The sequence below is a fragment of the Pseudomonas sp. p50(2008) genome (genome assembly GCF_015351605.1).
Classification (GTDB): Bacteria; Pseudomonadota; Gammaproteobacteria; order Pseudomonadales; family Pseudomonadaceae; genus Aquipseudomonas.
In genome coordinates this window covers 124,750-149,598 of the sequence record NZ_JACMYF010000007.1, presented here as the reverse complement: position 1 = coordinate 149,598, position 24,849 = coordinate 124,750, and the positions used below count along the sequence as shown (strand labels likewise).

Here is a 24,849-nt window from a genome sequence, read left to right as displayed (position 1 = left end):
TCTGCGTTTCGGTGTTTTTTCATGCGTGTATTTTTATTCCTGGCCGCATTGTTGTTCGGCCTGCCGTCTTTGGCGGCTTCGCGTTGCGATATCAATGTTCCGACTGAACGGGCCGATCTGGCGCAGGTGAGCCTGGCGTACCAGAGCATTGGTCGTGCATCGGACCCCGCGCTGTTGCTGGTGATGGGGCTCGGCGGACAGCTCATTCACTGGCCCGACGAGGTGGTCGTCGCGCTGTGTCAGCAGGGTTTTCGGGTGATTCGTTATGACAATCGCGATGTCGGTCTCTCGACCTGGCGGCAACCCCCTGTCGACGCCAACCTGACCTTCGAAGTGCTGCGCTACAAACTGGGGTTGCCAGTGTCGGCGCCCTACACCCTGACCGACATGGCCGACGATGCGTTCGGGTTGATGGACGCCTTGCACGTCGAGCAGTTCCACGTGCTCGGCGCGAGCATGGGCGGCATGATTGCCCAGCACATGGCGGCGATGGCGCCGCAGCGGGTCGAGAGCCTGACTTTGATCATGACCAGTTCCGGTGCCGAAGGGCTGCCGGCGCCGAGTGCAGCATTGGTGCAATTGCTTGCGCGTCGTGGTGCGCCGAATCGCGAAGCCGCTCTGGAACAACAGGCAGATCTGCTCGCGGCGCTGGGCAGTCCGACGGTGAGTGATGATCGGCAGGCATTGTTGCATCAGGCGGCACAGTCCTATGACCGGGCATTCAACCCTGAAGGCGTGAAGCGCCAGATCATGGCCATCCTTGCGGAACCGAGCCGGGTAGCGCTGCTCAATCAGCTTCGTGTGCCGACCCTGGTGGTGCATGGGACGGCTGATCCCTTGCTGCCGGTGATGCACGGCGTGCACCTGGCGGCGCATATTCGCGGCAGTCAGCTGAAGCTGATTCCGGGCTTGGCTCATCGATTCCAGGAGGCGTTCAAAGCGCCGCTACTGGCGGCGGTGCTGCCGTATTTGCAGGCTCATCGCGAAGACACTTCGCATTGGGCGCAGATTGATCCGTTGCCGGCTCCCAATCTCCTGTAATTCACAGTAGATCTGCTGCGCGTCAGGGTTCGTCGGGTGTATCGTTTGACCTTTGCGGCGCATTCCAGTTTGCGAGGTGAGTGATGAGTACCCCACTGAAAATCGATTTCGTCAGCGACGTGTCCTGCCCCTGGTGCGTGGTGGGCTTGTACGGCTTGACTCGCGCTCTGGATTTGCTGGGCGATGAGGTGCAGGCCGAGATTCGTTTCCAGCCGTTCGAGCTGAACCCAAAGATGGGACCTGACGGACAGAACATTACCGAGCACATCACCGAGAAATACGGATCGACGCCTGAGCAATCGCAGAAGAATCGCGAAATGATCCGGGCTCGTGGTGCCGAGCTCGGGTTTGCCTTCCGCACGGACGGTAATAGCCGCATCTACAACACCTTCGATGCTCATCGTTTGCTGTATTGGGCGGGGCTCGAGGGCGCGCAGTTCAATTTGAAGGAGGCGCTGTTCAGGGCGTATTTCACCGAAGGCGGCAATCCGTCTGACCCTCAGCAGTTGGTCCGGATCGCCGAAAGTGTCGGACTGGATCGCAAGCGCGCCGAGGCCATATTGGCGTCGGATGAGTTCGCCAAAGAGGTTCGCGAAGAGGAGCAGCTGTGGCTGTCACGGGGCGTCAGTTCGGTGCCGACCGTGGTGTTCAACGGGCAGTACGCGGTCAGCGGCGGGCAGCCGGTTGAGACGTTTGTCGGGGCGATCCGGCAGATCATGAGCGAGTCGAAGGGTGGGACGGTGAGCTGATTCGAGCTTTTGTGGCGAGGGTCAGCCGTGGACGCGCACCCACACGCTGACCAGCACCGTAGCCGCCATCAACCACGCCACTGCCGCAACGGCCAGCGAAGCTTCCAGCCGCATCTTGTCGACCATCACATACAACGTTGCCAGGTAGATGAAGTACGGAATGATCGACCACATGCCAAACACGATGGTGGTCTTCAGGTCATCCAGCGAACGGCCCTTGCCGACGATGTAGTGCGCGATCAGTGCAAAGGTCGGAAACAGCGGCACCAATCCTGCGATGTAATAGTTTTTGGTTTTAGCCAGCGCAGCAAGAATGATCACCACCGCTGCACCCAGTGTTGCTTTGAGTATCAGGTCCATCAGTGGCTCAGCCCGTATTTTTTCACTTTATCGAACAGGGTGGTCTTGGCCATGCCCAGCTCCAGGCTGGCCTGGGTCAGATTGCCGCCGCTGCGTTGCAAGGCGTCGCTGAGCAGGTTGCGTTCGAAGGCTTCCACCGCTTCGGCGAAGGCCAGGCCGTGATTGCTGCCACTGGTGCCGGATTTCTTGAAGGCCGGCAAGCCCAGGGCAAAGCGTTCAGCGACGTTGCGCAGTTCGCGCACGTTGCCCGGCCAGTCATGACTCATCAGGTGCGACAGGGTCTGGTTGTCCAGCTCCGGCACTGCGCGGTCAAAGCGCAGGGACGATTGCTGCAGGAAGTGCTCGAACAGCTGCAGGATGTCTTCACGACGCTCGCGCAGCGGCGGCAGTTCCAGGGTCACCACGTTCAGACGGTAATACAGGTCGCTGCGGAATTCGCCGGCCTTGCTCGACTCGTCCAGATCGGATTTGGTCGCCGCGATCACCCGGCAATCCACCGCCACGCTCTGGTTTGAACCGAGGCGTTCGAGGGTGCGCTCCTGCAATACCCGCAGCAGTTTGATCTGCAGCGGCAGTGGCATGCTTTCCACCTCGTCGAGGAACAACGTGCCGCCGTCAGCATGTTCGATCTTGCCGATCCGCCGTTTGCCAGCGCCGGTAAACGCGTTGGCTTCGTGGCCGAAGATCTCGCTTTCGAACAGGTTCTCCGGCAGGCCGCCGCAGTTCAGCGCAACAAACTGCCGGGTGTGGCGACGACTGAAGTCGTGCAGGCAGCGGGCGACCAATTCTTTACCGGTGCCGGTTTCGCCCTCGATCAACACGTTGGCCGAGGTGTCGGCGACGTTGGCGATCAGCTCCCGCAGATTCTGCATGGCCGCAGAACGGCCGATGATCCGGCCTTCCAACGAGTCGCGCTCTGCCAGTTGCCGCCGCAACGACGAGACTTCTCGAGCCAGGCTGCGTTGCTCCAGAGCGCGACGGGCAACGTCCACCAGGCGCTCCGGGGAAAACGGTTTCTCCATGAAGTCATAGGCGCCTTTTTGCATCGCGCCGACCGCCATCGATATGTCGCCGTGGCCAGTGATCAACACCACAGGCAGGCTGCGATCACGGGCCTTGAGTCGGGTCAGCAATTCCAGGCCATCAATGCCCGGCAGGCGAATGTCGCTGATGACGATCCCGGCAAAGTTGTCGCCGACCCGCTCCAGCGCTTCTTCGGCGCTGCCCACGCCCACGCAGGGAATGTCTTCCAGGGTCAGCGCCTGCTGGCAGCCGAGCAGTACATGAGGATCGTCTTCGACGATCAGCACACTAAGGTCGTTGTTCATATTGGCTCGGCGAAAGAGGGGCTTACCAACGGTAAACTGAGGACAAAAGTGGTTCCACCACCGACCGGGTGTTCGACACCCAGGTGTCCGCCCGTAGCAGCGGCCAGGCTCGCGGACAAGGTCAGGCCGAGGCCCAGACCCTGCTCGCCGGGTTTGGTGGTGAAGAATGGTTCGAACAGATGCTTGCGCGTTTCGGCGTCGATGCCGTGGCCGTTGTCGCGGACACGAAGACGGTATTTGCCATCGAGCACTTCACCTTCAAGCCACAGCTCCGGTAACGGCTGGGCCTGCATGGCATCCAGGGCGTTGCCCATCAGGTTGACCAGAATCTGCTCCAGGCGCGTCTGATCGATTTGCACCTGTACATCGCTGAAGTCGCGATGCACTTGCAGGTGCGCGCTTTCAACCCGGCCACCGAGCAACTGCAAGGCCGCATCCACGGCTTTACCGAGGCTGGCCTGACCCTTGTCGTCACCGCGACGGGCAAATGACCGCAGGCTGGCGGTGATCCGGCCCATGCGGTCGATCAGTTCATTAATGGTCTTGAGGTTGGTGCTGGCGACATCCAGCTGACCGCGTTCCAGGAAGCGCACCGTGTTGCCGGACAAGGTGCGCAGCGCGGCGAGCGGCTGGTTGAGTTCATGGGCGATGCTGGTCGACATCTGGCCGATGGCCGCGAGTTTACCCGCCTGCACCAGTTCGTCCTGGGCCCGGCGCAAGGTCTCTTCGGCCTGGCGCCGTTCACGAATCTGGCCCTTGAGCCGTTCGTTACTGGCGCGCAGGTCGGTGGTGCGTTCGGTAATCCGACGCTCCAGTTGATTGTTGGCTTCCTGCAAGGCTTCCCGGGCGGCGAGGCGGGTGGAGATGACCTTTCTGCGCTCATTCCAGGCAATCAGCAGAAACGTCACCAGGGCCAATGCCACGGCCACCAGAATCCCCTGGTTGATCGCTTCGCGGCGCAAATCCTGAAGCGGGGTGAGGAGGGTGAAATTCCACGGTGTGTCGCTTAACGGGCGAGTTTGCGACAGGTAGCTGATGTCTTCCTGATCGGACTCCACTTCGCTGTTGGCGGGGAAGGTCAGTTTCTCTTCACCCTCTGCCAGTTTTTCCCGGGCCAGCGGTTGCAGTTCGTTGAGCGGAAACCAGTAGTACTGGAGGCTGCGGGCGAGTTTTTCCTTGGTCTCGTCGCTCAGCGGTATCACTGATTTGAGACGACGTGCCGGATCGCTGGACAGAATGATGATGCCGTTCTCGTCACTGACGAAGGCTTCCAGACGGGCGCGCTGCCAGCGTTCTTCCATCGCTTCGAGGCGGACTTTGACCACCGCGACACCGGTGATCTTGCCGTGTTCTTCCAGGCCGTGGGCCAGGTAGTAACCGGGTTCGCCGTTGGTGCTGCCGATGCCATAGAAACGTCCCGGCTGGCCGCGAATAGCGTTTTGGAAGTAGGCGCGAAAGGAGAGGTCTTCACCCAGGTAACTGTCGACATCGCGCCAGTTACTGGTGGCCATGACGCGGCCGGTGGTGTCCATCACGTAGATGGCGCGACTGCGGCTGCGGCGGTTCAGGCCTTCCAGGTAGTCATTGACCGTTTGCCGATGTTCCGGCGACGGGTCGGCCAGCAGTTGGGAAACACTGGTTTCGAGTTCCAGCAGGCTGGGCAGGTAGGTGTACTTGCTGATCTCGCTCTCGACGGCGCGTGCATGCAACTCCAGCTGGCGCTGGCCGTTTTCGCTGAGGCTGCGTATGCCGTAGTACTCGCTGACCCAGAAGCCGACGTAACCCAATCCGATCATCAGCGCGATGATCAGCGGAGGCAGGAACAGATGGCGAATCAGACGGGGTTTCACGGCGAGTGATGGCGGCGCTGCGCGATAGAGAGTGGGGTCGCATTTCATCACAGATGCCTTGGGTCAACCACAACACAATCTTCCGATCACTGATGCTGCTTGGGGGGCTGTGGCGAGGGGATTTATCCCCGTTCGGCTGCGAAGCAGTCGTAAATCCCGACAACTCGGTTTGTCTGGATGGACCCTGGGGGCCGCTGCGCAGCCCAACGGGGATAAATCCCCTCGCCACAGAAATCCCTTTGCCACAGAAATCCCTTTGCCACAGAAACCCCGTTGCCTCAGAAATCCTCTTGCCACAGAAACCCCGTTGCCTCAGAAATCCTCTTGCCACAGAAACCCTGTTGCCACAGAAGTCCCCTCACCACAAAAGCCCGCTCCCACTGGTGGGGAGCGGGTTCTTCTTAGTGCTGCAGAATCTTGTTGAGGAAGTGCTGTGTACGCTCGGCCCGGTGGCTGATGTCGCCGAAGAACTCTTCTTTCTTGCAGTCTTCGATAATCTTGCCCTGGTCCATGAAAATTACCCGGTCCGCCACTTTGCGGGCGAAGCCCATTTCGTGGGTGACGCACATCATGGTCATGCCTTCGTGGGCCAGCTGCACCATCACGTCCAGCACTTCGTTGACCATCTCCGGATCGAGCGCCGAGGTCGGTTCGTCGAACAGCATGACGATCGGGTCCATCGCCAGCGCACGGGCAATCGCCACACGCTGTTGCTGACCACCGGAAAGCTGGCCAGGGTGCTTGTGGGCATGCGCCGACAGACCGACGCGCTCAAGCAGTTGCAGGCCTTTCTTGGTGGCTTCTTCCTTGCTGCGGCCCAGCACCTTGATCTGCGCGATGGTCAGGTTTTCGGTGATGGTCAGGTGCGGAAACAGTTCGAAATGCTGGAACACCATGCCGACGCGCGAGCGCAGTTTCGGCAGGTTGGTCTTCGGGTCGGCGATGGACGTGCCATCGACGACCACGTCGCCTTTCTGGAACGGTTCTAGGGCATTGACGCATTTGATCAGGGTCGACTTGCCGGAACCGGAAGGCCCGCACACCACGATCACTTCACCCTTTTTGACCTCAGTGCTGCAATCAGTCAGCACCTGGAAGTCGCCATACCACTTGTTGATATTTTTGATAGAGATCATACGGCGAACCTTTTTTGCAGACGCTTGACCAGCAGCGAGGCGGAAAAGCTGATGATGAAGTACACGAGCCCTGCGAAGATCAGGAACTCATTGGAGCGACCGATGATGTCGCCACTGGCACGCGAGGCGTTGAGGAAGTCCACCAGGCCGACGGCGTAAACCAGCGAGGTGTCCTGGAACAGGATGATGCTCTGTTGCAGCAACAGCGGGGTCATCTTGCGGAACGCCTGCGGCAGGATGATCAACCGCATCATCTGGCCATACGTCATGCCCAGCGCCTGGGCAGCGCCCATCTGGCCCTTGGGAATCGACTGCACACCGGCCCGGACGATCTCGCAGAAGTACGCGGCTTCGAACATCATGAAGGCCACGATGCACGAGGTGAACGCGCCGATCGGCGTGTCTTCGCCGGTGATCCAGCGCAGCACGAACGGCACCGCCAGGTAGAACCAGGTGATGACCAGCAGCAGCGGGATCGAGCGGAAGTAGTTGACGTAGGCGCCGGCGATGTTCGACAGCAGTTTGCTGTGGGACAGGCGCATCAGCGCGAGGATGGTGCCGAGGATGATCCCGCCGACGACGCCCATCGCCATCAATTGCAGGGTCATGACCATGCCGTTCCACAAGCCCGGCAGGGACGGGATGATGCCCGAGAAGTCGAATTCCATCATTTACCCCCTACGGAGATCAGGCCCGGCACAGCGACTTTCTTCTCGACCAGGCGCATCAGCAACATCAGGCTCATGTTCAGGGTGAAGTAGATCAGGGTCGCCAGGGTAAAGGCTTCGAACAGGTTGGCGGAGAACTCGGCGGTTTGCTTGGTTTGTGCAAGCAGTTCCATCAGACCGATCAGCGAGGCCACGGAGGTGTTCTTGAACACGTTCAGGAATTCCGAGGTAAGCGGCGGGATGATGATGCGGTAGGCCTGGGGCAGCAGCACGTTCCAGTAGATCTGCGGCAGCTTGAAGCCCATGGCGCGAGCGGCGGATTCCTGGCCGCGCGGCAACGCCTGGATGCCGGTGCGCACCTGTTCGCAGACACGAGCGGTGGTGAACAGACCCAGGCACACGACGACGCTGAGGAATGCCGAGGTGGTCGGGTTCAGGTCCTGCTTGTACCAGTCCTGCATGCCTTGAGGCAGCAGATCGGGTACCAGGAAGTACCAGATGAACAGCTGAACAAGCAGCGGCACATTACGGAAGATTTCAACGTAGCAGGTCGCGATGCCCGATACGATGCGATTCGGTACGGTGCGCATGACACCCAGAATCGAGCCCAGCGTCAGGGCAATGATCCAGGCCATGATGGCGATGGCGATGGTCCAGCCCAGTCCGGTGATGTACCAGTCGAGATACGTCTCGCTGCCCACCCCGGTGGACCTGAAGAACACGCCCCAGTCCCAGTTGTAATTCATTAGGGTCTCCCCTCGGATCGATCAATGTGCAAGTGCCCGCCTGGGGAAGCTCCGTTCCCACCCGACTTGAACGTCGGGCACACGCCACCGGCTCGACAGCTACCGGTTCGAGTGTTTCCAGAAATGCCAGCAGGGAGTGACAACCTCCTGAAAGGGCAACAGCCCTCTCAGGAGGTAAGGTTAGTCAGAAATCAGGATTTCTTTTCGTCAGCCGCTTTATCGGTCGGATTGGCGATCAGGGCCTTGAGTTCATCACTCATCGGGAAGTTCAGGTTCAGGCCTTTTGGCGGGATTGGCGCCATGAACCATTTTTCGTAGATCTTGTTGATCTCGCCCGACTTGTAGGTCGCCACGATCGCGTCATCCACGGCTTTCTTGAACGGCTCGTCGCCCTTGCGGACCATGCAGCCGTAAATTTCGTAGGACTGTGGCGTACCGGTCACGGCCCAGTCGCTGGCCTTCTTGGCTTTGGCTGCTTCACCGGCCAGCAAGGCGTCGTCCATCATGAACGCTACAGCGCGGCCCGATTCCAGCATCTGGAACGACTCGCCGTGGTCTTTGGCGGAAATGACATTCATGCCCATCTGCTTGTCGGCGTTCATCGATTTGATGATGCGCTCGGACGTGGTGCCGGCGGTGGTCACGACGTTCTTGCCTTTCAGGTCGGCGAAGTCTTTGTAAGGGGAGTCTTTCTTCGACAGCAGGCGGGTGCCGATTTCGAAGATGCCGACGGAGAAGTCAACTTGCTGCTGACGCTCGACGTTGTTGGTGGTGGAGCCGCACTCGACGTCCACGGTGCCGTTTTGCACCAGCGGGATACGGGTTTGCGAGGTGACCAGGTTGTATTTGACCTGCAGGTTTGGCATGTCCAGGTCTTTCTTGATCGCTTCGACGATTTTCAGCTGGATGTCGTGGGAGTAGCCGATCGGTTTGCCGGAGGCATCAGCGATGTAGGAAAACGGAATGGAAGCGTCACGATGCCCGAGGGTGATGACACCGGACTCTTTGATCTTCTTCAGTGTGCCAGTGAGTTCGGCAGCGAAAACTGGAGTGGTAATCAGAGCGGCAGCAATGGCTGCGCCCAGGATATGGGGAACGATGCGCATCAAATTTTCCTCGACATTGTTTTTTTTATGGAGCCAGTTCATCGGCCCTTTTTGTGCTTCGAAGGTTTGCCGGCGTCTGAATGAACGGCGCAGCAAGCATTCGTCCAAGAGTGTAGAGCATGACTCGTGCCAGGCCAGGTGCTATGAGATAAATCGTTGAAATATAAGGATATTAAATATTTATGGCGAGATTGTTTGCGTTGTTTAATCCGGTATCCCGAATCGACTGCCGGGTCGCGTTCGGAAAACCGAATGCAATATAGGAGTCATCCGCATTTTCCATGTAGGAGTGAGCCTGCTCGCGATTACCTTGTGTCAGGCACATAGAGTTTTGCATGTGATGGCCTTATCGCGAGCAGGCTCACTCCTACAGTGGGATGTGGTGGGATTAAAAATGCAAAAAGCCCCTGGATCATGCGATTCAGGGGCTTTCGGTTGAGCGGATACCCGATCAGGCCGCTTCGATCTTGCTGCGGTTCTGTTCGACCTTGCTCAGGTAATCCACCAGCTTCTGCTGTTCTGCCGGGGTGGTGAACAGCCCGAGCTTGCTGCGACGCCACAGGATGTCGTGCGCGGTGGTTGCCCACTCTTCGCTGCACAGGTAATCAACTTCGCGGGTGTAGAGACCGCCGCCGATGTGATCACCCAGGTCATTGAGGCTCTGCACACCTTCCAGCATCCGCCAGGTGCGGCTGCCGTAGGTGGTGGACCAGCGGCGCGCGATTTCGGTCGGCACCCAGTCGAACTTGTCGCGGATCAAGGCGCACAAGGCTTGAGGGGTGGTCATGTCTTCGCCCCCTGGCAGCGTAGCGGTGGCCGTCCAGCTGGGTTTGATCTGGGTGAAGTACGGCGTCAGTTGTGCCAGCGCCGACTCGGCCAATTTGCGATAGGTCGTCAGCTTACCGCCGAAGACTGACAACAACGGTGCTTCTTCGCCGCTGCCGGACAACGCCAGGGTGTAGTCGCGGGTAACGGCCGAAGGGTTGTCGGATTCGTCGTTGCACAACGGGCGAACGCCGGAGTAGCTGTGCAGGATGTCGTCGCGGCTGACTTGCTTCTTGAAGTGCGCGTTGACCACCTTGAGCAGGTAATCGGTCTCGCCGTCGGTGATCGCGACTTTCGCAGGATCGCCGGTGTATTCACGGTCGGTGGTGCCGATCAGGGTGAAGTGGTTCAGGTACGGAATGGTGAAGACGATTCGCTGATCTTCGTTTTGCAGAATGTGCGCGTGTTCGCCTTCGTACAGTTTCGGCACGATCAGGTGACTGCCCTGGATCAGGCGGATGCCGTATGGCGATTCCATCTTCAGGTCGTCACGGATGAACTTGGCGACCCACGGGCCAGCAGCGTTTACCAGGGCCTTGGCGCGAATCGAAAACAGGCTGCCATCGGCGCGTTCCAGGTGCAGATGCCACAGACCCTTGCTGCGACTGGCGCTGGTGCAACGGGTCTGAGTGTGGACATGGGCGCCTTTTTCGCGGGCGGCCATGGCGTTCAGCACCACCAGGCGAGCATCGTCGACCCAGCAATCAGAATACTCAAAGCCCTTGGTGATTTCGCTTTTCAGCGGGCTGTCCGGACCGAACTTCAGGCTCTTCGAACCTTCCAGTTTTTCCCGTTTGCCAAGGTTGTCATACAGGAACAGGCCGGCACTGATCATCCACGCCGGGCGCAGGTGCGGGCGGTGAGGCAGCACGAAGCGCATCTGCTTGACGATGTGTGGCGCCTTGGCCAACAGCACTTCGCGTTCAGCCAGCGCTTCGCGCACCAGACGGAACTCGTAATGTTCGAGGTAGCGCAGACCCCCGTGGATCAGCTTGCTGCTGGCAGACGAGGTGTGGCTGGCCAGGTCATCCTTTTCGCAAAGGAACACCGAAAGACCGCGACCGGCGGCATCCGCTGCGATCCCCACGCCATTGATGCCACCACCGATAACGGCAACATCGTAGACCTCGGCGAGAGGGGGCGTAGGCAAGGTAGAAGTGGGCATCGGCTGGCCTCGGGCTTTGATTTTCTGTATTGGAATTCGAACATTAATGTTCATTTGCGAAAATGGTAGCCCATAAAGACGCGCACAGCCAGTCAACTTCGATTGAAAATACTCATCGAAGGGCTGTAAAAGGAAAATTTACGAACATTTAGAGGCTGTGAAGAACAAAATGTGGCGAGGGGATTTATCTGTGGCGAGGGGATTTAGCGAACCGTCGCACCGCCCCGTTCGGCTGCGAAGCAGTCGTCAACACTTCACACCATGTGTTTCGGAAATACTGTAGTGCAACTTTCAGGGGCCGCTTCGCGCCCAACGGGGATAAATCCCCTCGCCACAGGGTTTCTTCAACAGGCGCAAAGGGGTTAAACCACTTCCAGCCGAATCTTGTGCTGACTCAACAACTGCGCCAGCGCCGGCACCGGCTGCTGATCAGTGACCAGGCAATCGATCAGGCTGATCGGGCCCAGACGAATCATGGCGTTGCGCCCGAATTTGCTGGAGTCAGCCGCCAGAATCACCTGCCGCGCATTGGCGATGATCGCCTGGGACACGCGCACTTCCTGATAATCGAAGTCCAGCAGGCTGCCGTCCTCATCGATGCCGCTGATGCCGACCAGCGCAAAGTCGACCTTGAACTGGTTGATGAAATCGACGCTGGCCTGGCCGACCACACCACCGTCGCGCCGCACATTGCCACCGGTCAGCAGGACGTCGAAATCGTCCTTGGCGCTGAGCATGGAGGCTACATGCAGGTTGTTGGTGATGATCTTGAGGTGATTGTGATTGAGCAACGCCCTGGCGATCGACTCGGTGGTGGTACCGATGTTGATGAACAGCGAGGCGTGGTCGGGGATCTGCGCCGCAATGGCTTCGCCGATACGCTGCTTTTCATCGCGCATCTGATCGGCACGCATGGCGTAGGCGGTGTTTTCGACACTGGAATCATAGGCTGCGCCGCCGTGGTAGCGACGCAACAGATTGGCTTCCGCGAGCTGATTGATATCGCGGCGAATAGTCTGCGGTGTAACGACGAACAGCGTGGCCAGTTCCTCGATACTCACGTAGCCGCGTTCACGGACCAGTTCGAGGATTTGCTGCTGACGGGGAGGCAGATTCATTGGGCTTCCTTTGGGCTGCCATGCAAAATTTGCCCATCATGCCGCAGGAATCTGCTCCCGACCAGTTACAACCCTAATCCTCTCGCAGGGCGGGCTTATTCATCGCCTTCATGGGGTTCCCAGTCACGGGTGCGGCTGACCGCTTTTTTCCAGCCGGCGTAGAGTTTTTCCTTCGCGGTTTCGTCCAGCGCCGGCTCGAATTCACGTTCGATCACCGCCTTGCCGCGCAACTCGTCCAGGCTGCCCCAGAAGCCACACGCCAGGCCCGCCAGATAGGCGGCGCCCAGTGCGGTGGTTTCGCGCATTTGCGGACGCTCGACCTGGGTGCCAAGGATGTCGGCCTGAAACTGCATCAGGAAATTGTTCGCCACCGCACCGCCGTCCACGCGCAGGGCTTTGAGGCGTTCACCGGAATCCTGTTGCATGGCGTCCAGAACGTCGCGGGTCTGGTAGGCAATCGATTCCAGCGCTGCACGAATGATGTGATCCACGCGTACGCCGCGGGTCAGGCCGAACAGCGCGCCACGGGCATACGGGTCCCAGTACGGAGCGCCCAGGCCGGTAAAGGCCGGGACCAGGTATACGCCATTGCTGTCTTTGACCTTGTTGGCGAAATACTCGGTGTCATGGGCGTCGTTGATGATTTTCAACTCGTCGCGCAACCACTGAACGGTCGAACCGCCGTTGAACACCGCGCCTTCGAGTGCGTAGGCGACTTCACCGCGAGGGCCGCAAGCGATGGTGGTCAGCATGCCGTGCTTGGATTTCACCGCTTTGTCGCCAGTGTTCATCAGCAGGAAGCAGCCGGTGCCGTACGTGTTTTTCGCTTGTCCTGGCTCGACGCACATCTGGCCGAACAGAGCCGCCTGCTGGTCACCGGCGATACCGCCGATGGCGATGCCGCTTTTGGTGTGGCCGTAGATTTCGGACGAAGATTTAACTTCCGGCAGCATCTCGCGGGGGATATCCAGCACGTCGAGCATCTTCGCATCCCACTCCAGCGTGTGGATGTTGAAGAGCATGGTGCGCGAGGCGTTGGTGTAGTCGGTGACGTGCACTTTGCCGCCGGTAAATTTCCAGATCAGCCAGCTGTCGACGGTGCCGAACAACAACTCACCCTTGCGCGCACGTTCGCGGCTGCCTTCGACGTTGTCGAGGATCCACTTCAATTTGGTGCCGGAGAAGTACGGGTCGGTGACCAGTCCGGTGGTCTCGCTGATGTATTGCTCGTGGCCATCGCGTTTGAGCTGCTGGCAGATTTCAGTACTGCGGCGGCACTGCCAGACGATCGCGTTGTAGATCGGGCGGCCGGTGGTCTTGTCCCAGACCACGGTGGTTTCGCGCTGGTTAGTGATACCGATGGCGGCGACCTGGTCGTGATGCAGGCCGGCTTGGGCCAGGGCCTCGACCATCACCGCGCTTTGCGTGGCGAAAATTTCCATCGGGTCATGCTCGACCCAACCGGCTTGCGGATAATGCTGGACGAATTCGCGCTGGGCGGTGCACACCACGTTTGCATCACGGTCGAAGATGATCGCGCGCGAACTGGTCGTACCCTGATCGAGGGCAATGATGTAGTTCTTATTCTGAATGTCGGTCATGTCGATTGCCTTGGACGAAATAAGGGAGTGAGGTCAGGCGCGGGACCAGATTGGCAGGATCACGCGCCTACGGTATCAAGAAGTTCGTGGTTTGCCGTCAATGGCCGGTGCTGCGTCCTTTGTAGCAGGTTGGGTGCCGGGCAAATGCCGGGCAATCAGCCCGCGATAAGCTGCAGCACCGAGGCAGGCACCGACGATCGGTGCAAAAACCGGAATCAGGAAGTAAGGGATGTCGCGCCCGCCGGTTAAGGAAATCTCACCCCAGCCCGTAAAGAAAGTCATCAGCTTGGGCCCGAAGTCGCGCGCCGGATTCATCGCAAAACCGGTCAAAGGCCCCATCGAACTGCCGATCACTGCAATCAGCAAACCGATCAGCAAGGGTGCCAACGGCCCTTTGGGCAAGCCGTTGTTATCGTCGGTCAGGGACATGATCACGCCCATCAGAATGGCCGTAATGATCATTTCAACCAGAAACGCCTGGGCTGTGGACAGGGCTGGGTGCGGGAACGTGGAAAACACTGAGGCCAATTCAAGACTGGCCTGGGTGCCGCGAACCATATGGTGCGTTTGTTCGTAATCGAAGAATAAATTGCTGTAGAGCGTGTAAACCAACAAGGCCCCACAGAAGGCGCCCGCTACCTGAGCCAGGATATAGAACGGCAGTTTGCGCTTTTCGAAGTCGGTGAACATGCACAGCGCAATACTGACGGCCGGGTTGAGGTGCGCGCCTGAAACCCCGGCGGTCATGTAGATCGCCATGCTCACCCCAACGCCCCAGATGATGCTGATTTCCCACAAGCCAAAGCTGGCACCTGCAACTTTGAGTGCAGCCACACAACCGGTGCCGAAAAAGATAAGCAGGGCAGTACCCAGAAACTCGGCCATGCACTGGCTCGAAAGCGGCGGTTGTTGTAAAGCAGTTGTCATTGAAAACCTCGTTGTTGTTTTTGTCTGGGTGCTGCGAAGGAATATTCTTGCCGTATTCGTATTCGAAAAAATATAGACAAGAAACACTGCTGTCAAAGGTCGAAAGTGAACCGTCGGTCACATTTCAACTATTAGTCAGGTGAATGATCCTATTGTTCACGGCGCAGGCTTAATGTGGACGGACGGTAAAACGAGTGGCAAGTCCAATGAAACGGGGCTGAGATAGAGCCTTTTACGGGTCAATGGCCTAGAATCCAGCACGATATTTTTGTATCGCCGACCAGTCTGGAGCTGTCATGACCCCCGCATTGGATTTGTTGAAAAAAGTTCGAGCCGAACATCGCGTGCACAGTTACGAACATGATCCCAAGGCTGCGTCTTACGGATTGGAGGCTGCGGAGAAGCTGGGGCTCGACCCGGCACAGGTGTTCAAGACCTTGCTGGCGGCCAGTGAGAAGGGTGAGTTACTGGTGGCTGTAGTGCCCGTCGTTGGCAGTCTTGATTTGAAAGGGTTGGCACATGCGGCGGGGGTAAAGAAAGTCGAGATGGCGGACCCGGCGGCGGCTCAGCGGTCGACGGGTTATCTGCTGGGTGGCATCAGTCCGTTAGGGCAGAAGAAACGCCTGCGCACGTTTATCGACAATTCGGCCCAGCCGTTTGCGAGTATTTTTGTCAGTGCGGGGCGAAGGGGGCTTGAAGTGGAGCTTGCGCCTGCGGTGCTGGCGGAGCATACCCAAGCGAAGTTTGCGGATATCGGCAGGGCATAACTTGGAATGGGCATGCGCCCATATCCATTGTGGGAGTGAGCCTGCTCGCGATGGCGAAGTGTCAGTCGACAAATCATTGACTGAAGCACCGTCATCGCGAGCAGGCTCACTCCCACAGTTTAGATCTACAGTTGTCAGCTGGTTGTGCTGTACCGGCGGACGCCTGACTCGACTGCCGGTATCTGCGCCGCGGTGCTACCGGTTGCCTGGAACAACACCAGGTGTTCAGCCGCAACGCGAATGCCCACTTCGGCACCGACCAGATGATCCGCGTGACTTGGGAAGATCGATTCCAGCTGCGTGCCGGTCGGTAGCTGCAACCGATACAAGGTTGATGCGCCGAGGAAGGTCTTGCCAGTGATGCGTGCTTTCAGGGCGCTGTCCGGTGCATAAACGATATCGTCCGGACGCAGCAGCACATCGACCGCGCCACCTACCGGCCAGGTGTAGGCGCGGTTGCCGCGCAGTTCACCCAGTTCGGTCTGCACCGATTCCGGGCTGTTCAGCTGCCCGCGAATGAAGTAACCCTGACCGATGAAACTGGCAACGAAGGGCGTCAGCGGCTCGTGATACAGGTTGTAGGGCGTGTCCCATTGTTCCAGGCGACCCTCTTTGAAAACCCCGACGTGATCGCTCACCGCAAAGGCTTCTTCCTGATCATGGGTGACCAGGATGGCGCTGGTGCCGCGAGCCTTGAGAATGTCGCGCACTTCATGGCTGAGCTTGCGGCGCAACTCGCCATCGAGGTTGGAGAACGGTTCATCGAGCAGCAACAATTGCGGCTCCGGCGCTAGTGCACGGGCCAGGGCCACGCGTTGTTGCTGACCACCGGACAACTCATGGGGAAAGCGCTTGCCGAGATTCTTCAGGTTCACCAGTTCGAGCAATTCTTCGGTGACGCGTTCTTTCTGCGGGTGCTTGCGGATGCCGAATGCGATGTTTTCGGCCACGCTCAAATGCGGAAACAGTGCGTAGTCCTGGAACACCATGCCGATACGGCGTTTCTCTGGCGCAAGCGTGAAACCGGCGCTGGAGATCGTCTCTCCGGCCAGTTGGATTTCACCTTCATGCACCGGTTCGAACCCGGCAATGGCACGCAAGGTGGTGGTCTTGCCGCAACCCGAAGAGCCGAGCAGGCAGCCGATATCACCCGCGTTCAAATGCAGATTGAGATTCTGTACCACGCGCTGATCTTGATAGCCGCAGGCGAGGTTGCGCAGGTTAAGCAGTAATGGCTGGCTCATGCGTGGTGGTACGAAGGCGGGACGAGAAACTCAAGCAAGGCCTTTTGTGCGTGCAGACGATTCTCGGCCTGATCCCAGGCCACGGAGCGCTTGTCGTCGAGCAGGTCGAGGCTGATTTCTTCGCCACGGTGAGCGGGAAGGCAATGCATGAACAAGACGTCCGGAGCGGCCAGGTCGAGCAAGGCCCGGTTGACCTGGAACGGTGCGAACAGCTTCAGGCGCTTGGCGGTCTCTTCTTCCTGGCCCATGGAGGTCCAGACGTCGGTACTCACCAAATGTGCGCCGCGCACGGCGTCTTTCGGATCGCGGACGATGGTCACACGATCGCCGGCCTTGGCCACGAATTCAGCGTTAGGCTCGAAACCTTCCGGGCAGGCAACGCGCAACTGGAAGTCGAACTGGATCGCCGCTTCTATATAGCTGTTGCACATGTTGTTGCCGTCGCCGATCCAGGCCACGGTCTTGCCCTGGATCGAGCCACGGTGTTCGAGGAACGTCTGCATGTCGGCCAGCAACTGGCACGGGTGCAGGTCATCGGACAGGCCGTTGATCAGCGGAACACGGGAGTTGGCAGCGAATTCGGTCAGGGTGCTGTGGGAAAACGTACGGATCATCACGGCATCGAGCATGCTCGACATCACAATGGCGGCGTCACCGATCGGCTCGCCACGACCCAGTTGGGTGTCACGGGGCGACAGAAAAATCGCCTGGCCACCGAGCTGGATCATGCCGGCTTCGAAGGAAATACGGGTACGGGTCGAGGACTTCTCGAAAATCATCCCGAGAACGCGGTTTTTCAGAGGCTCGAACAGTACGCCGCGGTTACGCAGGTCCTTGAGCTCAACGCCTCGACGGATCACGCTGATTAGCTCTTCGGGCGTGCAATCCATCAGGGAGAGAAAGTGCCTTGCGCTCATCATTGACTACCTTTTTGCAACAGACCGCAGATACTCAAAGCCTTGTTTAACTGAGAAACGGGCGAGACCTGCGGCGTAAGCCGCACGGGGCGACGAAATAGGGGAAGGCGCGATCTTATAATTAAATGTCGCGTCTTACCAATAGGGCTACGGTTTTTAGGGGATTTCAGAGGGGCTACGGGGAGACCGCAGTAGCGCTTTTGAAGCCTGTTTCCTGACAGCAGCCCGCCATTTGTACACTGTGCTTGCGGGGCTTTGCAATCTTGCAGGGCGGGCATAGGGCATCGCCGGTCGGTTTGCGACCTGTCATTTGCCAGGGCATATCTAGCATGTGTCTGGTCTGAAACATTTGCTAAAGCAAAGTGCTGGGTTATAACTACCTTTCGAGCGACGCAGGAAGCTTCCGGAATGGAATCGAAAGAACAGCAATTAATGGAATTACTCAGCCTCACGGCCCGCTCACTGACCCATCTCACGGCCTCTATGACCTCGATGTCCTTCGAGTTGATGCGCAGCCATGACGAAGTCACAAAAGCAGCCGGCAGGCGCATGATCGATCGCATGGCCACCATCAGTACCGGACTGGACGAGCATTGGCGCCTGATCGGTGAGCTCACGGGTGTGCATGTCGCCCAGGAGCAGATCGAGACCGTCCAGGAGATCCAGCTGCAGGCACCCCCCAGGCTTCCACCGAACTGATCTGCATGAAGGGTTGGTCGCGCTGATCAGTGGCGCTCATCGGCTGGCCTGATGGCCGCCGATTCACAAGACGAACGTCGCTGGCGCACTTGCGGGTCTGGCGCCATAGTTTTGTTCCCGCGGCCGATATTGCCCGCTCAGAACAAAACAGAGACTGGCCATGACCAAGACTCTCCATCACCGTGCGTGCCACCTGTGTGAGGCCATTTGCGGCCTGACCATCGAAACCACCGACGTTGACGGCGCCGGCGTGCAGATTACCTCGATCAAGGGGGATGCGCAGGACACGTTCAGTCGCGGTCACATCTGTCCCAAGGCAGTTGCCTTGCAGGATATCCAGAACGACCCGGACCGCCTGCATCAGCCGATGCAGCGCGTGGGAAGCGAATGGCAGCCCATCGAGTGGGAAGATGCCTTCAACCTGATCGCCGAGCACCTTGCGGCGATTCAGGCGCATCACGGGCAGAATGCGGTGGCGGTCTATCAAGGCAACCCCAGCGTGCACAACTACGGGTTGATGACCCATAGCAATTACTTTCTCGGGCTGTTGAAAACCCGAAACCGGTTTTCGGCTACGTCGGTGGACCAGTTACCGCATCACCTCACCAGCCATTTGATGTACGGCCATGGCTTGCTGTTGCCGATCCCGGACATCGATCACACCGATTTCATGTTGATCCTTGGCGGCAATCCGCTGGCGTCCAATGGCAGCATCATGACCGTGCCGGATGTGGAAAAACGCCTGAAGGCTATTCAGGCACGGGGCGGCAAAGTGGTGGTGGTCGATCCGCGTCGCAGCGAAACGGCGGCGATGGCCGATCAGCATCTGTTCGTGCGTCCCGGTGGCGATGCGGCGTTGTTGTTCGGGTTGCTCAACACCTTGTTTGCCGAAGGGCTGGACTGCGAAAGCCATCTGCCGGTGGACGGTCTGGATGAAGTGCGTGAGGCGGTCAGCCGGTTCACCGCCGAGGCCATGAGCCCGCTGTGCGCGGTGCCGGCCGAGCAGATCCGGCAGCTGGCTCGCGATTTTGCTGCGGCACCTACGGCTGTTTGCTATGGGCGCATGGGCGTGTCGACCCAGGCGTTCGGCACGTTGTGCCATTGGCTTGTGCAATTGATCAATCTGGTCACCGGTAATCTTGATCGGGTCGGTGGTGCGCTCTGCACCGAACCGGCCGTGGATCTGGTGGCATCTACGTCGGGAGGGCATTTCAATCTGTGGCAAAGCCGTGTCTCCGGGCGTCCGGAGTACGCTGGCGAGCTGCCGGTGTCGGCCTTGGCCGAAGAAATGCTCACCGAAGGGGAAGGGCAGGTACGCGCGCTGATCACGGTGGCGGGCAATCCGGTATTGTCCACGCCCAATGGCCGGCAATTGGAGCAGGCGCTGGACGGGCTGGAGTTCATGGTCAGCATTGACCTGTACATCAATGAAACCACACGCTATGCCGACCTGATCCTGCCCTCCACCTCGGCCCTGGAAAACGATCATTACGACACGACGTTCAACATGTTCGCCGTGCGCAATGTCAGTCGGTTCAATCGCGCCATTCTCGCCAAGCCTGAAGGTGCGTTGCACGATTGGGAAATCTTCGTCGGGTTGGCCAAGGCCTTTGCCAGCAAGACCGGCAAGGAGCTGAAACCGACCATTGCGCCGGCCCAGATGATTGATCGGGGCTTGCGGATGGGGGCGTATGGCGATGCGTCGCCGCATAAGTTGTCGCTGGCGACTTTGTTCGATCACCCTCACGGTATCGATCTGGGTGCCCTGAAATCCAACCTGGCGCCGCGTTTGAAAACTGCCAATCAGCGTGTTCAGGCCGCGCCTCCAGCGATTCTCTCGGACCTGGTACGCTTTGCAGCCTTGCAGGCGCCTGCTCCCGATGAGTTGTTGATGATTGGCCGGCGTCACGTGCGCAGCAACAACTCGTGGATGCACAACTATCACCGACTGGTGAAAGGCAAGCCGCGTCATCAACTGCTCATGCACCCTGAGGATCTCGCCAGCCGCGGCCTTGACGACGGTCAGCGCGTGCGTGTCAGTTCTCGGGTCGGGGTCATCGAAGTGGAAGTGGTTGCCAGCCTGGACATGATGAAAGGCGTGGTCAGCCTGCCCCACGGGTGGGGGCATGCGCGGCCGGGCGTGCAGATGACAATCGCCAGTGGCCAGCCAGGCTCCAGCGCCAATGACCTGACGGATGAATGCCAGCTCGACGAATTGTCGGGTAATGCGGCGCTCAACGGGGTGCCGGTGACCGTGGCGGCGGCGTGATCGTGTCTGTCGGGGAGACCGAGCATAGCGCTCGGGTTTCCGTTACAATGCGCCACCGTGCCGACCTCTGAGTCGGAAAGTTCAGCCGAGGTGCTCCATGGATATCATCGAAACGATTAAAGAGCAGATTGCTAACAACACCATTCTGCTTTACATGAAAGGCTCGCCGAATGCCCCCCAGTGTGGCTTCTCCGCAAAAGCTGCACAGGCTGTGATGGCATGTGGTGAAAAGTTCGCCTACGTGGACATCCTGCAGAACCCGGAAATCCGTGCCAACCTGCCAAAATACGCCAACTGGCCAACCTTCCCGCAACTGTGGGTCGGTGGTGAGCTGGTCGGCGGTAGCGATATCATGACCGAGATGGCTGCGGACGGTTCGTTGCAGAGCACTATCAAGGCTGCTGTCGAAGCAGCTGCTGCGAACAAGACCGAAGCCTGATCAACTGCTTGCTGCCTGTAGGAGCAATGCTTGCTCGCGATGAACGATAACGCGGTTTTTTGTTAAACCCCGGCGCCTGCATCGCGAGCAAGCTTTGCCCCCACAGTAGAGTCAGTGTCCCGGATAGGGTCATTAAAAAGCCCCGCCTCTGTAAAAGAGAGCGGGGCTTTTTTGTTGTCTTGAGATTAGCGGGCGCTAATTACTCTTCGCCCATCTGCGATTGCAGATAGTTCTCAAGACCCACTTTATCGATCAGGCCCAGTTGGGTTTCCAGCCAGTCGATATGTTCTTCTTCAGACTCAAGGATATCTTCGAGCAGTTCACGGCTACCGAAGTCACCTACGGTTTCGCAGTGAGCAATCGCTACTTTCAGATCAGCGTGACCGGTACGTTCGATGCGCAGGTCGCACTCAAGCATTTCCTGGGTGTGCTCGCCAATCTGCAGCTTACCCAGGTCCTGGACGTTCGGCAGGCCTTCAAGGAACAGGATGCGCTTGATCAGCTTGTCCGCGTGCTTCATCTCGTCGATGGATTCGTGGTACTCGTGCTTGCCGAGCTTGTTCAGGCCCCAATCTTCGTACATGCGCGCATGCAGGAAATATTGATTGATCGCGACCAGCTCATTGGCAAGGATCTTGTTGAGATGCTGGATGACTGTAATGTCGCCTTTCATGATGGGGTCCTGCCCTTTATTAACTGTCTATACGGCAGAGTTTGAGCCGCGTCATTAAGAGTGTCAAACCTAAGTTATTGAAAGTTAAGTGAAAATTAATCGGAATAAGAATGTTTGTGTTCCGCGTCTGGCGCCTAAGCGATTGATTTGCAGGCATAAAAAAACCGGACATCAAGTCCGGTTCTTTAAATAGGGTGTTTTAAGCGGCAGTAAATTCTACAGGGAAAGGTATCGCGGCCTGGGCCGTTTGCAATTTGGTCAGGGTTTCACGCACCACTTCCTTGGCAAGGCAGGCGCATTTACCGCATTGACTGGCTACGCCGGTAGCCTGGCGGACTTCCTTGTAGCTGCAGCAACCTTCATAGATTGCATCGCGAATTTGTCCGTCGGTGACGCCAGTGCAGAGGCAGACATACATAAGTGATAACCGTCGCTGGTTGTGACTCAATTGCGATGGATCTTAATGTTAACGAGAATGATTGTCAAAGTGGTTTCTGAAAGCTTCGCGTTATAAACGCGCATCCCTGACGAACGGTTGGCTATAGCATTTTTCAGGCAGAAGCAATCTGGCAGTGTCGAAAAATCCGTTGGGGACAGGTCAAAAACGCAGTGTATGATGGCCGGTCCTTATGAAGCGGGTTCGTGTCACAGGGCTGTCGCCTGAAGGTGGCAGGCTGGCGCAAACCCGGAACTTCACGTTTTTACACCAGGAGATATTCAATGAGCGTACTCGTAGGCAAACAAGCCCCTGACTTCACCGTACCGGCTGTACTCGGCAATGGCGAAATCGTCGACAGCTTTACCCTGTCGTCGGCCATCAAAGGCAAATACGGCCTGGTGTTCTTCTACCCGCTGGACTTCACCTTCGTTTGCCCGTCCGAGCTGATCGCTCTGGACAACCGCATGTCTGACTTCAAGGCACGCAACGTTGAAGTGATCGCCGTGTCGATCGACTCGCACTTCACCCACAACGCCTGGCGCAACACCCCGGTGAACAACGGTGGTATCGGCGAAGTTCGTTACACCATGGCTGCCGACCTGAAGCACGAAATCGCCAAGGCTTACGACGTTGAATCCGAAGGCGGCGTGGCTTTCCGTGGCGCGTTCCTGATCGACGACAAAGGCGTTGTCCGCTCGCAGATCATCAACGACCTGCCGCTGGGCCGTAACATTGAAGAGCTGATCCGTCTGGTCGACGCTCTGCAATTCCACGAAGAGCACGGCGAAGTTTGCCCTGCCAACTGGAAAAAAGGCGACAAAGGCATGACCGCTTCGACCGAAGGCGTCGCGGCTTACCTGACCGAAAACGCTGCTGCCCTGTAAGGCGCGTTTCTGGCATAAAAAAACCGGCCTCTGAGGCCGGTTTTTTTGTGGGCGTATAAATCAGCAACAGCAATCAGTCGTTGAAATCTTCCCAGCCACCCATTTGCTTCCAGCGATTGACGATGCCGCAGAACAGCTCGGCTGTCTTTTCGGTGTCGTAGCGAGCCGAGTGGGCCTCGCGACCGTCGAAATCGATGTCAGCGGCCTGGCAGGCCTTGGCGAGCACGGTTTGACCGTAGGCCAGGCCTGCAAGCGTTGCAGTATCGAAGCTGGAGAACGGATGAAACGGGTTACGTTTCATGTCCAGGCGCGCTACCGCAGCGTTGAGAAAGCCCAGGTCGAAAGAGCTGTTGTGACCGACCAGGATCGCCCGTTTGCAACCGTTGGCTTTCAACGCCTTGCGGATGCCGCGGAAAATATCGGTCAGTGCAGCTTCTTCGCTGACAGCCATGCGCAGCGGATGATCGAGTTTGATCCCGGTAAATTCCAGCGCCGCCGCTTCAATGTTCGCGCCTTCAAAAGGCTCTACACGGAAGAAGTAGGTGTGGTCGGGATAAACAAAGCCCTTTTCGTCCATGCCGATGGTTGTTGCAGCGATTTCCAGCAAGGCGTCAGTGGCAGAGTTGAAACCACCGGTTTCAACGTCGACAACAACTGGCAGGTATCCACGGAAGCGAGCAGCCATTGGGTGGCGCGAACCACCTCCGCCACCTTGACCGTCCTGTTCGTCGTCGAAATGGTCTTCACTCACGCGTGTTCCTCCAGCAGGCGCCAGCGCAGTTTTTCACCGGCGCGCAGCGGGATAACGGTCAGCTCGCCAAATGGCAGGCTGGTAGGGGCGGTCCATTCATCACGGACCAGGGTAATGCGATCGGTATTGACCGGCAGGCCGTAGAAGCGCGGGCCGTTCAGACTGGCAAAGGCTTCGAGCTTGTCCAGTGCGTTGCGTTGCTCGAACGCTTCGGCGTACATCTCGATCGCTGCATAAGCGGTGTAGCAACCTGCACAGCCGCAAGCGGCTTCTTTCGCGTGCTGGGCATGCGGCGCCGAATCAGTGCCGAGGAAGAACTTTTCGCTGCCGCTGGTGGCGGCGTCGAGCAGGGCTTCCTGGTGGGTATTGCGCTTGAGAATCGGCAGGCAGTAGAAGTGCGGGCGAATCCCGCCAACCAGCATGTGGTTGCGGTTGTACAGCAAGTGATGAACAGTGATGGTCGCGCCGACGTTGGCCGAGGCCTCGTTGACGAACTGCACGGCGTCCGCGGTAGTGATGTGTTCAAACACTACCTTGAGCGTCGGGAAGCGCTCGACCACACGACGCATGTGCTCGTCGATGAAGATCTTCTCGCGGTCAAAGACGTCGACGTCACCGCGGGTGACTTCACCGTGAATCAGCAAGGGCATCCCGACTTCGGCCATGGCCTCTATCGCAGGGAAAATCTTGTCGATGCTGGTGACGCCAGAGTCCGAGTTGGTGGTCGCGCCGGCCGGGTACAGCTTGGCGGCGTGAACAAATCCGCTGGCCTTGGCCTCGCGAATTTCTTCGGGCTGGGTGCGGTCGGTCAGGTAGAGAACCATCAGCGGTTCGAAACGGCTACCGGCCGGACGTGCGGCCAGAATTCGCTGGCGATAGCCATCGGCTTCAGCAGCGTTGCGTACCGGAGGAACCAGGTTGGGCATGATGATGGCGCGACCAAAGGTGCGCGCGACATCCGCGACGGTATTGGTCAACACGGCACCATCGCGAAGATGAATATGCCAGTCGTCGGGACGCAGCAGGGTCAGGCGGTCGGACATGAGGGGATTCCAGGCGGGTCAAACTGAGGGGAATGCTACCGGAAAAGACTCTTCCAGGCACTCGCTATCAAGTTTTGCCGCAAGCTTCCGATATCCAACAGGTA

The 24,849-nt window shown here is 58.4% G+C and carries 24 protein-coding genes; 7 read left to right on the top strand and 17 right to left on the bottom strand.

The genetic code is table 11. The features are described 5' to 3' along the window. Positions 1-21: 21 nt before the first annotated feature. On the top strand, positions 22-1,041 hold the full coding sequence (locus H7698_RS20430; RefSeq protein WP_194692635.1) for an alpha/beta fold hydrolase: 1,020 nt from the start codon (positions 22-24) through the stop codon (positions 1,039-1,041). Positions 1,042-1,124: 83 nt separating this feature from the next. Beyond that, the gene (locus tag H7698_RS20425; protein ID WP_194692634.1) at positions 1,125-1,790 is read left to right on the top strand and encodes a DsbA family oxidoreductase; all 666 of its coding nucleotides are present in this window, start codon (positions 1,125-1,127) and stop codon (positions 1,788-1,790) included. Between the two features lie 21 nt (positions 1,791-1,811). Here the strand turns inward: H7698_RS20425 and H7698_RS20420 are convergent, their stop codons facing one another. From H7698_RS20420 to H7698_RS20370, 11 genes are all read right to left on the bottom strand, one after another. Beyond that, entirely contained in the window at positions 1,812-2,141 is a 330-nt protein-coding gene (locus H7698_RS20420; RefSeq protein ID WP_178114321.1) for a GlpM family protein, read from the bottom strand. Positions 2,142-2,149: 8 nt separating this feature from the next. Further along, positions 2,150-3,478, bottom strand: coding sequence for a sigma-54-dependent transcriptional regulator (locus H7698_RS20415; RefSeq protein WP_194692633.1), 1,329 nt, complete (start codon positions 3,476-3,478; stop codon positions 2,150-2,152). Then, positions 3,475-5,376: a sensor histidine kinase gene (locus H7698_RS20410; RefSeq protein ID WP_194692632.1), complete on the bottom strand. Its 1,902-nt coding sequence runs from the start codon at positions 5,374-5,376 to the stop codon at positions 3,475-3,477. The genes H7698_RS20415 and H7698_RS20410 overlap by 4 nt, the downstream gene beginning before the upstream one ends. Positions 5,377-5,729: 353 nt before the next feature. Continuing rightward, positions 5,730-6,464, bottom strand: a complete 735-nt coding sequence (locus H7698_RS20405; RefSeq protein WP_162439398.1) for an amino acid ABC transporter ATP-binding protein — start codon at positions 6,462-6,464, stop codon at positions 5,730-5,732. Beyond that, positions 6,461-7,132 carry an amino acid ABC transporter permease gene (locus H7698_RS20400; RefSeq protein ID WP_162439399.1) on the bottom strand — a complete coding sequence of 224 codons (672 nt, stop codon included), beginning with the start codon at positions 7,130-7,132 and terminating at the stop codon, positions 6,461-6,463. The genes H7698_RS20405 and H7698_RS20400 overlap by 4 nt, the downstream gene beginning before the upstream one ends. Beyond that, positions 7,132-7,878 (bottom strand): amino acid ABC transporter permease, encoded by a 747-nt coding sequence (locus tag H7698_RS20395; RefSeq protein WP_162439400.1) that lies wholly within the window; start codon positions 7,876-7,878, stop codon positions 7,132-7,134. Before H7698_RS20395 ends, H7698_RS20400 begins: the two co-directional genes overlap by 1 nt. 191 nt (positions 7,879-8,069) lie before the next feature. After that, on the bottom strand, positions 8,070-8,984 hold the full coding sequence (locus tag H7698_RS20390) for a glutamate/aspartate ABC transporter substrate-binding protein (RefSeq protein WP_162439401.1): 915 nt from the start codon (positions 8,982-8,984) through the stop codon (positions 8,070-8,072). 451 nt (positions 8,985-9,435) lie between these two features. Next, positions 9,436-10,974: a glycerol-3-phosphate dehydrogenase gene (gene glpD, locus H7698_RS20385; RefSeq protein WP_194692631.1), complete on the bottom strand. Its 1,539-nt coding sequence runs from the start codon at positions 10,972-10,974 to the stop codon at positions 9,436-9,438. 362 nt (positions 10,975-11,336) lie between these two features. Next, positions 11,337-12,092 (bottom strand): DeoR/GlpR family transcriptional regulator, encoded by a 756-nt coding sequence (locus H7698_RS20380; RefSeq protein WP_162439403.1) that lies wholly within the window; start codon positions 12,090-12,092, stop codon positions 11,337-11,339. Positions 12,093-12,187: 95 nt separating this feature from the next. Continuing rightward, complete coding sequence (gene glpK / locus H7698_RS20375) at positions 12,188-13,693, bottom strand: glycerol kinase GlpK (RefSeq protein ID WP_162439404.1); 1,506 nt, start codon at positions 13,691-13,693, stop codon at positions 12,188-12,190. Between the two features lie 75 nt (positions 13,694-13,768). Beyond that, a complete protein-coding gene (locus H7698_RS20370; RefSeq protein WP_162439405.1) occupies positions 13,769-14,620 on the bottom strand; it encodes an MIP/aquaporin family protein in 852 nt (283 codons plus the stop codon). A 296-nt stretch (positions 14,621-14,916) separates the two neighbouring features. Here H7698_RS20370 and ybaK point away from each other — a divergent pair, with 296 nt between their 5' ends. After that, the gene (gene ybaK / locus H7698_RS20365) at positions 14,917-15,387 is read left to right on the top strand and encodes a Cys-tRNA(Pro) deacylase (protein ID WP_007971306.1); all 471 of its coding nucleotides are present in this window, start codon (positions 14,917-14,919) and stop codon (positions 15,385-15,387) included. Between the two features lie 134 nt (positions 15,388-15,521). Here the strand turns inward: ybaK and H7698_RS20360 are convergent, their stop codons facing one another. Next, the gene (locus tag H7698_RS20360) at positions 15,522-16,631 is read right to left on the bottom strand and encodes an ABC transporter ATP-binding protein (protein WP_162439407.1); all 1,110 of its coding nucleotides are present in this window, start codon (positions 16,629-16,631) and stop codon (positions 15,522-15,524) included. Beyond that, the gene (argF, locus tag H7698_RS20355) at positions 16,628-17,548 is read right to left on the bottom strand and encodes an ornithine carbamoyltransferase (RefSeq protein ID WP_162439408.1); all 921 of its coding nucleotides are present in this window, start codon (positions 17,546-17,548) and stop codon (positions 16,628-16,630) included. The genes H7698_RS20360 and argF overlap by 4 nt, the downstream gene beginning before the upstream one ends. 408 nt (positions 17,549-17,956) lie before the next feature. Here argF and H7698_RS20350 point away from each other — a divergent pair, with 408 nt between their 5' ends. The 3 genes from H7698_RS20350 (at position 17,957) to grxD (ending at position 20,955) form a co-directional block, all read left to right on the top strand. Next, positions 17,957-18,247, top strand: a complete 291-nt coding sequence (locus tag H7698_RS20350; protein WP_162439409.1) for a hypothetical protein — start codon at positions 17,957-17,959, stop codon at positions 18,245-18,247. Between the two features lie 160 nt (positions 18,248-18,407). After that, positions 18,408-20,516 carry a molybdopterin oxidoreductase family protein gene (locus H7698_RS20345; protein WP_194692630.1) on the top strand — a complete coding sequence of 703 codons (2,109 nt, stop codon included), beginning with the start codon at positions 18,408-18,410 and terminating at the stop codon, positions 20,514-20,516. A 97-nt stretch (positions 20,517-20,613) separates the two neighbouring features. Then, positions 20,614-20,955 carry a Grx4 family monothiol glutaredoxin gene (gene grxD, locus H7698_RS20340; RefSeq protein ID WP_194692629.1) on the top strand — a complete coding sequence of 114 codons (342 nt, stop codon included), beginning with the start codon at positions 20,614-20,616 and terminating at the stop codon, positions 20,953-20,955. A 199-nt stretch (positions 20,956-21,154) separates the two neighbouring features. Here the strand turns inward: grxD and bfr are convergent, their stop codons facing one another. Together bfr and H7698_RS20330 are read right to left on the bottom strand one after the other, a co-directional pair. Continuing rightward, positions 21,155-21,628 carry a bacterioferritin gene (bfr, locus tag H7698_RS20335; protein ID WP_017340571.1) on the bottom strand — a complete coding sequence of 158 codons (474 nt, stop codon included), beginning with the start codon at positions 21,626-21,628 and terminating at the stop codon, positions 21,155-21,157. Positions 21,629-21,827: 199 nt separating this feature from the next. After that, on the bottom strand, positions 21,828-22,046 hold the full coding sequence (locus H7698_RS20330; protein ID WP_008057530.1) for a bacterioferritin-associated ferredoxin: 219 nt from the start codon (positions 22,044-22,046) through the stop codon (positions 21,828-21,830). A 302-nt stretch (positions 22,047-22,348) separates the two neighbouring features. On the opposite strand from H7698_RS20330, the gene H7698_RS20325 reads away from it, so the two are divergent. Further along, positions 22,349-22,951: a peroxiredoxin gene (locus tag H7698_RS20325; RefSeq protein ID WP_064679479.1), complete on the top strand. Its 603-nt coding sequence runs from the start codon at positions 22,349-22,351 to the stop codon at positions 22,949-22,951. 73 nt (positions 22,952-23,024) lie between these two features. Here the strand turns inward: H7698_RS20325 and rnt are convergent, their stop codons facing one another. Together rnt and pyrC are read right to left on the bottom strand one after the other, a co-directional pair. After that, positions 23,025-23,702: a ribonuclease T gene (rnt, locus tag H7698_RS20320; protein ID WP_162439412.1), complete on the bottom strand. Its 678-nt coding sequence runs from the start codon at positions 23,700-23,702 to the stop codon at positions 23,025-23,027. Continuing rightward, positions 23,699-24,745, bottom strand: coding sequence for a dihydroorotase (gene pyrC / locus H7698_RS20315; protein WP_194692628.1), 1,047 nt, complete (start codon positions 24,743-24,745; stop codon positions 23,699-23,701). Before pyrC ends, rnt begins: the two co-directional genes overlap by 4 nt. Positions 24,746-24,849: the final 104 nt, after the last annotated feature.